Annotated in this window: 13 protein-coding genes; 4 read left to right on the top strand and 9 right to left on the bottom strand. The window is 58.4% G+C overall.

The window, feature by feature from the left end; genetic code table 11:
• Nucleotides 1–52: 52 nt before the first annotated feature.
• From sutA to glnK, 4 genes are all read right to left on the bottom strand, one after another.
• Nucleotides 53–382: a dormancy-specific transcriptional regulator SutA gene (sutA, locus tag JTJ32_RS10080; protein ID WP_004887402.1), complete on the bottom strand. Its 330-nt coding sequence runs from the start codon at nucleotides 380–382 to the stop codon at nucleotides 53–55.
• A 99-nt stretch (nucleotides 383–481) separates the two neighbouring features.
• Complete coding sequence (locus JTJ32_RS10075; protein WP_210042203.1) at nucleotides 482–907, bottom strand: secondary thiamine-phosphate synthase enzyme YjbQ; 426 nt, start codon at nucleotides 905–907, stop codon at nucleotides 482–484.
• A gap of 242 nt (nucleotides 908–1,149) precedes the next feature.
• Entirely contained in the window at nucleotides 1,150–2,487 is a 1,338-nt protein-coding gene (locus JTJ32_RS10070; RefSeq protein WP_004887406.1) for an ammonium transporter, read from the bottom strand.
• A gap of 34 nt (nucleotides 2,488–2,521) precedes the next feature.
• Nucleotides 2,522–2,860 (bottom strand): P-II family nitrogen regulator, encoded by a 339-nt coding sequence (glnK, locus tag JTJ32_RS10065; RefSeq protein ID WP_002555808.1) that lies wholly within the window; start codon nucleotides 2,858–2,860, stop codon nucleotides 2,522–2,524.
• A 419-nt stretch (nucleotides 2,861–3,279) separates the two neighbouring features.
• Here glnK and JTJ32_RS10060 point away from each other — a divergent pair, with 419 nt between their 5' ends.
• Nucleotides 3,280–3,546: an accessory factor UbiK family protein gene (locus JTJ32_RS10060; protein ID WP_210041928.1), complete on the top strand. Its 267-nt coding sequence runs from the start codon at nucleotides 3,280–3,282 to the stop codon at nucleotides 3,544–3,546.
• A gap of 23 nt (nucleotides 3,547–3,569) precedes the next feature.
• Here JTJ32_RS10060 and JTJ32_RS10055 read toward each other — a convergent pair whose 3' ends face one another.
• Both JTJ32_RS10055 and JTJ32_RS10050 read right to left on the bottom strand, forming a co-directional pair.
• Entirely contained in the window at nucleotides 3,570–3,875 is a 306-nt protein-coding gene (locus tag JTJ32_RS10055; protein WP_210041927.1) for a HigA family addiction module antitoxin, read from the bottom strand.
• A gap of 9 nt (nucleotides 3,876–3,884) precedes the next feature.
• Nucleotides 3,885–4,163, bottom strand: coding sequence for a type II toxin-antitoxin system RelE/ParE family toxin (locus JTJ32_RS10050; RefSeq protein WP_210041926.1), 279 nt, complete (start codon nucleotides 4,161–4,163; stop codon nucleotides 3,885–3,887).
• A gap of 284 nt (nucleotides 4,164–4,447) precedes the next feature.
• On the opposite strand from JTJ32_RS10050, the gene JTJ32_RS10045 reads away from it, so the two are divergent.
• Nucleotides 4,448–5,071 carry a hypothetical protein gene (locus JTJ32_RS10045; RefSeq protein WP_210041925.1) on the top strand — a complete coding sequence of 208 codons (624 nt, stop codon included), beginning with the start codon at nucleotides 4,448–4,450 and terminating at the stop codon, nucleotides 5,069–5,071.
• 357 nt (nucleotides 5,072–5,428) lie between these two features.
• Here the strand turns inward: JTJ32_RS10045 and JTJ32_RS10040 are convergent, their stop codons facing one another.
• Nucleotides 5,429–6,352, bottom strand: coding sequence for a CAAX protease (locus JTJ32_RS10040; RefSeq protein WP_210041924.1), 924 nt, complete (start codon nucleotides 6,350–6,352; stop codon nucleotides 5,429–5,431).
• A 683-nt stretch (nucleotides 6,353–7,035) separates the two neighbouring features.
• Between JTJ32_RS10040 and JTJ32_RS10035 the strand changes: the two genes are divergently transcribed.
• On the top strand, nucleotides 7,036–8,529 hold the full coding sequence (locus tag JTJ32_RS10035; RefSeq protein WP_210041923.1) for a YifB family Mg chelatase-like AAA ATPase: 1,494 nt from the start codon (nucleotides 7,036–7,038) through the stop codon (nucleotides 8,527–8,529).
• Between the two features lie 188 nt (nucleotides 8,530–8,717).
• On the opposite strand, the gene JTJ32_RS10030 is transcribed toward JTJ32_RS10035, so the two are convergent.
• Together JTJ32_RS10030 and JTJ32_RS10025 are read right to left on the bottom strand one after the other, a co-directional pair.
• Nucleotides 8,718–10,694, bottom strand: coding sequence for a methyl-accepting chemotaxis protein (locus JTJ32_RS10030; protein WP_184322390.1), 1,977 nt, complete (start codon nucleotides 10,692–10,694; stop codon nucleotides 8,718–8,720).
• Between the two features lie 182 nt (nucleotides 10,695–10,876).
• Nucleotides 10,877–11,797 carry a LysR substrate-binding domain-containing protein gene (locus JTJ32_RS10025; protein WP_210041921.1) on the bottom strand — a complete coding sequence of 307 codons (921 nt, stop codon included), beginning with the start codon at nucleotides 11,795–11,797 and terminating at the stop codon, nucleotides 10,877–10,879.
• A 155-nt stretch (nucleotides 11,798–11,952) separates the two neighbouring features.
• Between JTJ32_RS10025 and JTJ32_RS10020 the strand changes: the two genes are divergently transcribed.
• Nucleotides 11,953–13,335 carry a NorM family multidrug efflux MATE transporter gene (locus JTJ32_RS10020; protein ID WP_210041920.1) on the top strand — a complete coding sequence of 461 codons (1,383 nt, stop codon included), beginning with the start codon at nucleotides 11,953–11,955 and terminating at the stop codon, nucleotides 13,333–13,335.

Below are 13,335 nucleotides of genomic sequence, written 5' to 3'. Positions count from 1 at the left end.
AAGAAAAAGCCCGCAGCGACGGCGGGCTTTTTCTCATACGACATCTGCTGCCTTAGATAGGGCGGCTGCCGTATTTGTTGTCAGGCTTCTTGGGCGGATCGGCGACCACGTTGGCCTCCACTTCCTGCACCTTGCCACCACGCGCCAGGAATTCCTCCATGGCACGCGCAAGAGCATCACGTTCCTTGTTCTTGGCTTCTACGCTGGGCAGCTCGTCGACCGAAACTGCAGCCTTGGCCTTGCCTTTGGCAGCCGGTGCCGAAGGCTCGGCATCATCTACCTCGGCAACGTCGTCTTCGGGAGCAGCGGCAAGTTCCTCGCCGTCGTCCTCGCCTTCCAGGTCGTCTACCAGATCGTCGTTGTCGTTGTCGTCGTCGCTCATGTTGTACCTCATGACTTGCGAAAGCAGATTAGTTATAGCCCAGCAGCCCCAAGAGTTTAAAGCTGCCGGAAAAAATTCAATAACCACTGACCCCAGCGGTTATATCCATTCACCCTGAAGAGTGGCCAGGACGTTACGAGAACCACCTACATCTCGATGTTCGCCCAGGTAAACGCCTTGCCAGGTGCCCAGCGCCAGTCGCCCCGCCGTAACCGGCAACAGCAACTGGCAGCCCAGCAGACTGGACTTGAAGTGCGCGGGCAAGTCATCAGGCCCTTCATCGTTATGTTCATGTCCGGCCACGCCCTGGGGCACCAGCCGGTTGAAAAAACGTTCGAAGTCACGACGTACCGCCGGATCGGCATTCTCGTTGACGGTCAACGAGGCCGAGGTATGTTGCAGCCACAAGTGCAGCAGACCGACTCGACAATCCCGCAGCTGAGGCAAGCCTGCCAGTATCTCGTCAGTGACCAGATGGAACCCGCGAGGCCTGGCCCGCAAGGTAATTCCGGATTGATGCCACATACCGTTCTCCGCACCTTCGGCGCGCATTCTAACTCGCCTGAGAAAAAAGCAAAGCGCGCAATAAACCGGCTTCCCTGCAAGTTAACGAAGACTGTCGTGACAACGTTACAAGCACTGCGTCATGCTGCCGAAATCATTGACGCGGGCACATCAGTGACAGCAGAAATTCGCGGTTTATCCGCAAACGTCAGACAAAAAAATGCCCGGCAAACCGGGCATTCTTTTTTTCAGCGCAGCGGCTTTTACAAGTTGTAGCCACGCTCGTTGTGTTGCGCAAGGTCCAGACCGACAGACTCTTCTTCTTCGGTGACACGCAGACCCATGACCGCGTCCAGCACCTTGAGGATGATGAAGGTCACGATGGCCGTGTAAACGACAGTGAACGCGACACCTTTGAACTGAATCCAGACCTGAGCACCGATGTCGGTCACAGTGCCGAAGCCGCCCAGTGCAGGCGCTGCGAAGACGCCGGTCAGGATCGCGCCGACGATACCGCCGATACCGTGTACGCCAAATGCGTCCAGGGAGTCGTCGTAACCCAGCTTGCGTTTCAGGCTGGTGGCACAGAAGAAGCAGATCACGCCTGCCGCCAGACCGATGATCAGTGCCCCCATCGGGCCGACCGTGCCGGCTGCTGGCGTAATAGCCACCAGACCTGCAACCACACCCGAGGCGATGCCCAGAGCGCTTGGCTTGCCGTGGGTCAGCCACTCAGCGAACATCCAGCCCAATGCAGCGGCGGCGGTCGCGATCTGAGTGACCAGCATCGCCATGCCCGCAGTGCCGTTGGCAGCTGCAGCAGAACCTGCGTTGAAGCCGAACCAGCCTACCCACAGCATTGCTGCGCCGATCAGGGTGTAACCCAGATTGTGCGGAGCCATCGGGGTAGTCGGGAAGCCTTTACGCTTGCCCAGTACCAGACAGGCGACCAGACCGGCTACACCGGCGTTGATGTGCACAACGGTGCCGCCAGCGAAGTCCAGAACGCCCCAGTCCCACATCAGGCCACCGACGCCGCCCCAGACCATGTGAGCGATTGGCGCGTAGACCAGGGTGAACCAGATGCCCATGAAGATCAGCATCGCGGAGAACTTCATGCGTTCTGCGAAGGCACCCACGATCAGGGCAGGTGTGATGATTGCAAAGGTCATCTGGAAGGTGACGAACACCGCCTCAGGGAACAATGCCGCAGCGCCGGTAATGCTCGATGGCGTGATACCCGCCAGGAACGCTTTACCCATGCCGCCGAAGAAGGAATTGAAGTTGACGACGCCGGCTTCCATACCGGTGGTGTCAAACGCGATGCTGTAGCCGTAAACAACCCACAGGATGCTGATCAGGCCGGTGATGGCAAAACACTGCATCATCACGGACAGGATGTTTTTCGAACGAACCATGCCGCCGTAGAACAGGGCGAGGCCGGGGATGGTCATGAACAGGACCAGAGCGGTCGCCGTCAACATCCAGGCCGTGTCGCCGGAATTGAGCACGGGCTCGGCCACTGGGTCAGCCGCCAGGGCCAGACCAGGTACTGCAAGGGACAACAGGGCTCCTAGCCCTGCGAATTGACGCAGAGTCATATTGTTTTCTCCTGGGGCGTTGGGGTTTGGCGGCTTAAATTGCGTCGGTATCGGTTTCGCCGGTACGGATGCGGATGGCCTGTTCCAGATTGACCACGAAAATCTTGCCGTCACCGATCTTGCCGGTGTTGGCGGCCTTGGTTATGGCCTCGATGACGCGATCCAGATCCTTGTCATCGATGGCAACATCGATCTTCACTTTTGGAAGGAAGTCGACAACGTATTCAGCACCGCGGTACAGCTCAGTGTGACCCTTCTGACGCCCGAAGCCTTTGACTTCAGTGACGGTGATGCCCTGCACGCCGATTTCCGACAACGACTCGCGGACGTCATCCAGTTTGAACGGCTTGATGATGGCAGTGACTAGCTTCATGAAAACTTTCTCCCGAATTGGTGGACTTGCCCCAGGAAAACAAACCCGACTCAAGTCTAAGCGCAGTGTCTGGCTTTGTAACGCGTCGGTCGCCTGATCAGGCCAGACCAACGCCAGAAAACCGCTTCTGACGAAACACTTCCCCGCTCCGCCTGCCGCACTGCATTCGTCACAGCGACTGCATCAGTGCATGGGTCACAAGCCACTAAGCAGAAAGCTTGCCATCTCGCGAATATTCATCAAATACAGGTCCTTGGGCCGCCTTGATGCTGTCCAGACCCGGCACAGCGAATAAGAACGCACAAACGTGGTGCATACGTGCACGCCTGACTGCTCCATAAGCGCGCACTCCCGCCCCTGTGAAATGACTATAGACACTGCGTGCTACACTGCCGTGTATCTGATTCAGGAAAACCATCATGCTCGCGCCCAAAGCTTTCCTCGACGCCCTCAGCGGCCCCGCATCGCGCCTGTTCAACGGCGAAACCCCCGTGCCTCGCAGCGAATTCGAAACCCAGTTCAAGGCCCTGCTGCAAAGCGGCTTCAGCAAACTGGATCTGGTCAGCCGCGAAGAGTTCGACAGCCAGATGGCCGTTCTCGCCCGCACCCGCGCCCGCCTGGAAGCACTGGAGGCCAGGATGGCCGAGCTTGAAGAGAAAATGGGGCCAGCCGAAAAGGCTGAGTGAACAGCTAGCCTTGGTTCAGGTTGTCAGGCGCAGTGGGCCAGACGCCTGACCTGATCGCGAATCTGCGCTCCCCTCTCGATTTCTGCCTTGCGCAAATCGTAAGTCAGCTGCAAGTTCAGCCAGAACTCGGGGCTCGTCTCAAGGCATACGCCAAGACGCAGCGCCACATCCGCGCTCACGCCCCTGCGCTGTAGCACGATGTCATTGACTGTCGGTGTTGATACATTCAGCGCCCGAGCCAAGGCAGCGGCGGTCAGCCCCATAGGCTCAAGGTACTCTTCTTTAAGAACCTCGCCGGGATGGACGGGGCGCATTCCATTTTTGGTCATTGCTGCACCTCAGTGGTAATCGACAATTTCAACGTTCTCAGGGCCGTTCTCTCCCCAAACGAAGCAAATTCGAAACTGGATATTGATACGTATGCTGTGCTGACCGCGACGATCACCTTCAAGTATTTCAAGCCGGTTACCCGGTGGGGATCGAAGATCCGACAGCAGGACCGCCGCGTCCAGCATTGCGAGCTTTCGCTCTGCAAACGCCTTTAAAGCAGGCCAAAGCCGGGTTTTTCCACGCAGAAACAGTCCACGTGTATCACCGCATTTGAAACTCACAATCATGATTAAAGCTTAACGTTATTCGTTAAGAAAGCACTTTATTATTCCACCATTCGGTATCCAATACGACGTATCGGAAGATGCTGTAGGAATACTTTCTTTTTAATCACATTATCCTGGCCTCATGCTCAGCGCCGTCCCGCGCGCCCGGAGGTGAAAAATGTCACGACAGAATTGCTGTTTTGATTGATCCTTCTGGCCGTAGAACGGCGCGTGAGGCTCTCAACGAGTGCGAACCCGAGCAGGTCTTATCCCAATGATTCGTATCACAGCACACGGAAGTAAAAATGCCTTTTAAACGCTTCATTTCCCGCTACGTCCTAGCCGCCACGATCTCTGCCTGTATCGGCACACCCACATTCGCCGAGGGCCTGACACTCCACTCCGGCAAGTACGAACAACTGATGCTGGCTGTGACGCCAGAAGGTCAGATCGAAGGGTTCTATTCAGAAGAACGCGGCGTAGGCACCACCTTCAGTTGCGCCTTTTACCTGCAAGGCAAGACTGAAGCCGGAAAGGCCAGCGCGGTATCCACCTGGCTGGATGAGGTGTATCCGGGAACCGTAGAACCTTCGATTGGCGGTGTGGTTCTGACGATCGAAAAAGGCCAGCAACATCCAGGCTGTATGAACGTGCTCATGCCGGACATCTCGACAGGACTCGACCTGAGCAAGACCGAGAGCAAGAAGTGGATCGGCCTGGTCACCATTGCAGCCGACAAGGCCTGGCTGCAGAAAACGCCGGAAGCCCATTCCACCCATGGCGCCTATATCGTCAAGGATGATGTGGTGGGCGTATTGGCATTCAAGAATGGGGCAGCGAAAGTCGAGTTCATCAACGACAAGGGGCGATCGTTCACGGGCTGGATCGGCCAGGATCAATACGCTCGGGTGAAGGTGCCTGGGGGCTGAAGTCCGCAGGCGAAACCAGGGGAGCAGGGTCAACTCTGAAGGCTTTTACACACTTCACGACCCAGCTCTTCGAGTACAGGGCTGAGCCCGAAAGGCCATTTACACGCAGTTCCGATCATCTCAATTTGATGCTCAACGAACGGTGTCGCCGGATGCTTTAAAAACATCACCCAACATCGTTGTTTGGCTATGGCTGCTTTTAATGGAGCCGCAATATTTGCCTCAACAGCCTCTTCTGCTAAAAATATAGGCTCCGCTCGGAGGTAATGACTATCTACTTTCTCGGCAGGACTCCTTGATCGCGGGTGACTGCTCAGCAGCAGGAACGAAAGCCGATTCCCGTTGCTCGACTTGGTTTCAGGCTAACTGCATCGTGTATACCGCTTTTCGCTTTCCATAGACCGCAATTTTGATCACCCCGTTGCTGGCGCTGACAGCATCGGCAACCTTGATGAGCTTGGCCATGCTGTTGACCGTGCTCGTTTTTGATTGATATTTGAATCGTTCAATTTCGCTCACTGAACACGCCCTGTATGCCGTTCGGATCACGCCGCTTTTCTCAAGAAGATCTGTCTTTTCAGGCGAAATCCATGAAATCAACTCTGTGATTTTGCCAATTTTTTCATGCAAATGGTCTACGGCCTGCTGCTCGTTCATCACTCCGAAGCGCTTCCACGCAGGCTCATGATGGAACACCCGGTTTCGGAAATTTCGGACGAGCGTGACGCGATCCTTGCACTGGGCAAGCATGTTTGAAGCGGCGTTTGTTGGCCAGACGCCTCTGAACACAGTGCCTAGGTTCTTTGGCCAGATCAGGTTGTCCCCCATGTACTCATTCTCAAGAATGAACTCCCATGTCGAAAAGTCCGTTTTGGACACGATCTCGTGATGATCTGGTGTACCTTTGAACGGCCTCCCAGTGCGCTTGGATCGCTCTTTTTGGGCAGCTTTGAAGGCTGACAAAAAATTTCCGGTCAGGAACTCCACAGGGTATGGCGCTTTGACGGCCTCAGGATCGAAGCTCTTGTAAAGCAGCGTCCCTTTTTTCCACCAGAACCTTCCGAGATCAGCCGTCAAGGCAGCGTCTACAGAGTTCCTGAGGGAGACTTCTGCAGAGCTGAGCAACGGGTAAAGCGCTGCGCAAACATTTGAGTTCCACAGATACGCGCCAACAAGCTCTGCGTCGTTGCGTGTAGCAAATACTTTGCTGTAGCTGGAAATTCTGTGTGAGCTGATCAGCTCATCAATCAGCAACGGTCTATACCGAATGTTGTGCGGCATACTCAGGCGTCCTTATCTGCGAGGCGCCTGTATAGAGCTGGCTTGACACGTCTGTCAACTGCTCGTAGCATCGGTTCACAGGTTGGCAACGAGCTCCAATGAGCGATGCTTACGACTCGTTGCAAAGACCACGAAACACCCACCCCGGCCTAGAGTCGGGGTTTTCGTTTCCGGGTATTCATACCCCTCTCAAATCACTCTGCTGCAATCCTCCCTTGATACGCATGCCATCGCAACACCTTGGCCATTCCTTCGCTATTTGGCCTTCCCGTGTCGTAGCGACCGTACAATAAGCACGTCAACCCGCCCCACATCCCCACCCTCTTCACCCGCCACAAAGCCCACCTGTACGCCATTAGCCTGCAAGACCAGACCTGGTTCTGCGCCCGCGATCTGGGCATTCTAATGGGGATGTTTCTCGACGAGTTCCGGGCACGCAAGCTCGCGCCCGATCAGCGCAAGACCTTGTGGCTGGAGCGTTATGGCAAAGCGCAGGAGACGTTGATGGTGAGTGAGTCGGGCGCTCTGATTGCTGTGCTGAGCTCAACAGCAATTACGCACGTTGAGCTCACGCCTTCAGCCTGTCCGTAGCCCTCATTAACACCCTGTATCCATTCCCCACCTGCCCTTCATCCTCGAATGACGCACGATAACGCCCCGTCGCTCATATCAAGGAATGATCCATGTCGCTGGCCATTGTTCATAGCCGTGCCCAGGTCGGGGTTGAAGCCCCGGCGGTTACTGTCGAAGCGCATCTGGCCAACGGCCTGCCGACCCTGACGCTGGTCGGGTTGCCCGAGGGGGCGGTCAAGGAGAGCAAGGACCGGGTGCGCAGTGCCATTCTCAATTCAGGGCTGGATTTTCCGGCGCGGCGTATCACGCTCAACCTGGCGCCTGCCGATTTGCCCAAGGATGGCGGCCGGTTTGATCTGGCGATCGCGCTGGGTTTGCTGGCGGCCAGTGGGCAGGTGCCGTTGACGGCGTTGCAGGATGTCGAGTGCCTGGGGGAATTGGCGCTGTCGGGTGGTATTCGGCCGATTCAGGGTGTGCTGCCCGCGGCACTGGCGGCGCGTGCAGCGGAGCGGACGTTGATCGTGCCAGCCGTTAATGCCGAGGAGGCGTGTCTGGCGTCGGGCTTGCGGGTGATCGCGGTGAATCATCTGCTGGAGCTGGTGGCGCATTTCAACGGGCGCACGCCGATTACGCCCTATCAATCCAGTGGCTTGCTGCATCAGTCCAAGCCCTACCCGGACCTCAGCGAAGTGCAGGGGCAGACGGCTGCAAAACGTGCGTTGGTGGTCGCTGCGGCAGGCGCGCACAACCTGCTTTTCAGCGGTCCGCCCGGCACAGGGAAAACGCTGCTGGCCAGCCGACTGCCCGGTTTGTTGCCGCCGCTGGATGAGTACGAAGCGCTGGAAGTGGCGGCGATTCAATCGGTCGCCAGCCAGGTCCCGCTGACCAATTGGCCGCAGCGTCCGTTCAGGCAACCGCACCACTCGGCATCCGGGCCGGCGCTGGTCGGTGGTGGCAGTCGTCCGCAACCGGGCGAGATTACGTTGGCGCATCACGGCGTTCTGTTTCTGGATGAGTTGCCGGAGTTCGACCGGCGCGTGCTGGAGGTGTTGCGCGAGCCGCTGGAGTCCGGCCATATCGTGATTTCCCGCGCGCGGGATCGGGTGCGCTTTCCGGCGCGTTTTCAGTTGGTCGCGGCGATGAATCCATGCCCATGCGGTTATCTGGGTGAACCGACAGGCCGTTGCCGTTGCTCCACCGAGCAGGTGCAGCGCTACCGCAACAAACTGTCCGGCCCGCTGCTGGACCGTATCGACCTGCACCTGACCGTTGCGCGTGAAACCACCTCGCTCAATCCCGGCCCGCAGACTGGCGACACGACTGCCAGTGCAGCCGCCATCGTTGCGCAGGCTCGCGACCGACAGAATCGGCGCCAAGGCTGCGCCAATGCTTTCCTCGACCTTCCGGCCCTGCGCCAGCATTGCGCGCTGTCGAGTGCTGATGAGAACTGGCTGGAAACGGCATGCGAACGCTTGACGCTATCACTGCGCTCGGCGCATCGGCTGCTGAAAGTGGCGCGGACCCTGGCGGATCTGGAGCAGGTGGAGGCGATCAATCGCGGTCATCTGGCGGAGGCGTTGCAGTATCGACCTGCGAGTGGGTGAGAGGGCATGCACCGGTACAACTGGATCCGACTGCACCCATCTAATAGTGGGCTGCCACCGGCTCAGGCCGAGAAAAAACTTAACGTCCTGTCCGGGATCAGTTGACCACTACACTCTTTCAAACCCGAAAAGACCATGCCAGTAAACAGCACCGGCATGATCGCATCAGGATTGACGCAAGCTACCCCTCACCGAAACCGATCAACCTCTTTGCGCAACTCACCTGCCAGCGAATTCAGCTCTTCGGCGGTAATGGCCAGATTGGAAACCACTTCGCGCTGCTCACTGTTGGCCATGGCGATGCTTTGCAGGTTGCTGCTCAGCATAGTGGCGGTGCTGCTCTGCTCTTGTGTGGCGGTGGTGATCGCGGCGAACTGGTGGCCGGCGGAGCGGCTTTGTTCGTCGATCTGGGCCAGGGCCGAAGCGACTTTGGCGTTGAGCGAAAGGCCTTCCTGCATCAGCGCATTGCCTTGTTGCATGGTGTTGATGGCGTTGCCGGTTTCCTGCTGGATGCTGGCGATCATGCCGGAGATTTCGTCGGTGGCCTTGCGGGTGCGCGAAGCCAGGCTGCGGACTTCATCGGCAACCACGGCAAAACCGCGACCCTGTTCACCAGCGCGTGCGGCTTCAATGGCGGCGTTGAGGGCCAGCAGGTTGGTCTGGTCGGCAATCGAGGTGATCACGCCGACGATGCTGCCGATTTCCTGAGAGCGCTGGCCCAGGGTGTCGATCACGGTCGCAGTGCTGCTCAGCGAGGTGGCGATCTGTTGCAGCGACGAGGAGGCTTCTTCCATGGAGGTGCGGCCAATACGCGTCTGTTGCGCGTTGTCCTGTGCCAGCCGTTCGGTGTTGCTCATGTTGTCGGCGATGTTCATCGACGTTGCGCTGAACTCTTCAACGGCGCCCGCCATGCTGGTGATCTCGCCGGACTGCTGCTCCATGCCTTCGTAAGCGCCGCCGGACAGGCCGGACAAGGCGTGGGCACGGGTACTGACTTCCTGCGCGGCGGTGCGGATGTGCGACACCATCGAAGAAAGCGCTTCACTCATCTTGTTGAAGCTGCCCGACAACTGACCGATTTCGTCGTTGCTGGTGATGTTCAGGCGCACGCTCAGGTTGCCCGCACCCAACTCATCGGCCTGGCGAACCAGTTCGGAAAGTGGACGCAGTTTGCTGCGCAGCAGCCAGATGGCGCTGATGACGGCAATGAGCATCGCCAGCAGGCTGCCGATAGCCAGTTGCGTGCCGACGTCCCAGGTCACAGCGCTGATTTCATCGCCCGGCATGCTGGCAATGACGGTCCATGGACCGCCTGCGAATGGCTGGCCGACACTGTAGAAGTCCTGTTTGCCGTCATTCCAGAACTGGGCCTTGCCCGGTTTGCTGGCCAGATCGGCGACGGCTTTGGCAGCGCCTTCAGGCGACTGGATGCCAGCAGGCGGGACGAGCCAGGTGCCTTTGTCGTCCAGCAGTGCCAGTGAACCGGTGGTGCCGATGCGGAAGTTTTTCAGGTCGTCGAACTGGGTTTTCTGGGCATCGGTGTAATCGAAGCCTACGAACAGCGCTGCGATGATCTTGCCGCTGCTGTCGCGAACCGGGCTGTACTGGGTCATGTAATAGCGATCGAACAACACCGCCTTGCCCACGTAGCCCTGACCGGACATCAGGCGATCATAGGCAGGCGCCTTGCGGTCCAGCAGCGTGCCGATGGCGCGTGTACCGTCCTGCTTGCTCAACGAGGTGCTGATGCGAATGAAATCATCGCCGCTGCGCACGAAAATTGTTGCCACACCGGCTGTCATCCGACGGAACTCGTCCACTTCGGTGAAGTCATTATTCAGCGCCGTGTCACGCAGGAACAGGCCGGGCGTTTGAGTGCCTGCCACGGTCACCGGTTTGTCGGCCTGCAGGGTCAGGCCGACCGCAAAGCGCTTTTCGAACAACCCGCTCAGGCGCTGCGTGCTGTCACGCAAAGTGCTGTGGAAGGTGTTGAGCTGATCGGCGAGCAGGCGTGCTTCACTGGACATGTGCTCCTCACGGATGACCAGGTTGGATGCATCCAGGGATCTCAACGCAAAAAGCGTACTGCCGCTGATGACGACTGCCAGGATCACTGCCAGGGCGATACCAAGTTGCGTAGCAATCCGGGTGCGGGGCTTGGACATAAAGGCTCCAGACCGAATGATTATCGCCAGATCCTTGGCTCCATCGTTCAGCAAACGTTAGTTAGATGTTGTACCGTTTTGAATAAACGGTTCTTAGGCAGTGCTTCGGCCAGCAAGAACGATACTTGAGTATCTTGCGTGGGCATTAGTAAAGATGGCATTTTCGCACTACGCGAGGCGTATTAGTGCAAAATTTCAACTAAGGGCAATTCCATTGCCTTGACTTCTGCCTGCAAAAAATCGCTCAGACGCCTCAAGCGCTCTACTCCGGGCCTTGTACGCGGCCAGACCAGATAATAATTTTCGCCACTGGCCACCGCAGTTCGCCACGGCAGGCTGAGTCTGGCCTGCGCAACGTCTTCCGCGACCATCAACAAATCGCCCATCGATACGCCATAACCGCGTGCTGCTGCAATCATCCCCAGCTCAAGCGTGTCGAACACCTGACCACCCTTGAGCGATACCTTGTCTGCCAATCCCATTCGGTTAAGCCAGGTGCGCCAGTCACGCCGATCCGGCGTTGGGTGCAGCAGCTCGGCCTTGGCCAGCCGCTCGACGTTCCACGGTGGATCCTGCAACAAAGTTGGCGCACCGACCGGTATCAGCCATTCCGGAAACAACAGAGTGGCTTCCCAGTCTGTCGGAAAGTGACCATGACTGAGCAGGATCGCGCAGTCGAACGGTTCCTGCGCGAAGTCCACCGCATCGATGTCCATCCAGGCGCTGGTCAACTGCACTTCATTCCCGACCTGAAGATGACGAAAACGACTGAGGCGCGCCAGCAGCCAGCGCATAGTCAGGGTCGACGGTGCCTTCATGCGCAGGATTCCCTCTTCCGTCTGCAAGGTGCTGCAGGCGCGTTCAAGGGCCAGAAAGCCGTCCCGCACACCCGGTAACAAAGCACGCGCCGATTCGGTCAGTTGCAGGTTGCGCCCGTTGCGCTGAAACAATCGGCAGGCAAAGTGCTCCTCCAGCGTGCGGATGTGCCGACTGACCGCACTCTGGGTAATGGACAGCTCTTCAGCTGCGCGGGTGAACGAGGTATGCCGGGCCGCAGCTTCGAACGCACGCAACGCATAAAGAGGAGGGAGACGACGAGACATGCGGGCTTTCCTGACAGGCCGGACGACTACTTTACTGTAAATGTTATTCGCATGAGTTTTAATCATGCTGAGCATCGGATTTATCGCTTTGTGCTTTTCACCTCGAATGCTGACAATACGCCGCTCATCAGTCCTTTCGCCGTCGAGCATCGTCCATGCAACAGCCTGCCCTCAAAGAACTCTGGATCATCCTGCGCCTGGCCGGGCCGCTGATCGCTTCGCAGATGGCGCACATGCTGATGGTGTTCACCGATACGGTGATGATGGGCAAGATCGGCCCTGAAGCCCTGGCGGGCGGTGGTCTCGGCGCGGCCACCTACAACTTCATCTCGTTTTTCTGCGTGGGCGTGATGGCTGCTGTCGGCACGCTGGTTTCCATTCGTCACGGCGCAGGCGACTCCGAAGGCGCGGCCCGGTTGACGCAAGCCGGGCTCTGGCTGGCCTGGGGCATGGCCCTGGTCGCGGCGCTGATTCTGTGGAATCTGGAACCCATCCTGCTGCAGTTCGGCCAGGCCGAAGCCAACGTGCACATGGCCGCTCAATTTTTGATCACCCTGCCGCTGGCCCTGCCCGGACTGCTCAGTTTCATGGCCCTGCGCGGCTTCACCAGCGCGCTGGGTCGGGCGCGTCCGGTGATGACCATCAGCCTGATCGGGGCTGTCGCCAATTACGCGCTCAACTACGTGCTGATCCATCAATGGTTCGGCCTGCCCAACCTGGGCCTGATGGGCATCGGTCTGGTCACGGCCATCGTTACCAACTGCATGGCGCTTGCGCTGGCGTTGCACATTGGTCGACACCCGGCCTATGCGGCGTATCCGATTCGCAAAGGCCTGTCGAAGCTGTCACGCAGCCATCTGGCCGAACTGTGGCGTCTGGGTCTGCCGATCGGCGGGACCTATGCGGTGGAAGTCGGGCTGTTCACTTTTGCGGCGTTCTGCATGGGCGCGATGGGCAGCACCCAGATGGCGGCGCACCAGATTGCGCTGCAGACGGTGTCCATGGCCTTTATGGTGCCGGTCGGCATTTCCTACGCTGTGACCATGCGCATCGGCCAGCATTACGGCGCGGGCAACATGCTCATGGCCCGCACCGCAGGACGTCTCGGAATCGGTTTCGGCGGCACAGTGATGCTGTTGTTCGGCCTGTTGTTCTGGCTGGCACCGCATCAGATCATCGGACTGTTTCTGGACATCAACGACCCGGCGTTCGCCGACATTGTGGTCATGGCCGTGCATTTGCTGGCCATCGCGGCCTGGTTCGAGTTTTTCGACGGTACGCAGACCATTGCGATGGGTGCGATTCGTGGGCTCAAGGATGCGCGCACGACCTTTCTGGTCGGCCTGCTCTGCTATTGGCTGATCGCGGCACCTGCGGCGTGGCTGCTGGGTTTTTCCGCCGACGGCGGGGCTCTGGGCGTGTGGTGGGGTCTGGCGCTGGGCCTGCTCTGCTCGGCGGTCGCGCTCACCGGGGCGTTCGAATGGAAAACCGCAAGGCTGCTGCGCAAACACCCGGTCGGCGAGACTGTGATGGGCTGA

This window comes from Pseudomonas alliivorans (assembly GCF_017826695.1).
GTDB classification, from domain to species: domain Bacteria; phylum Pseudomonadota; class Gammaproteobacteria; order Pseudomonadales; family Pseudomonadaceae; genus Aquipseudomonas; species Aquipseudomonas alliivorans.
This window is presented reverse-complemented; position numbering and strand designations above follow the sequence as displayed.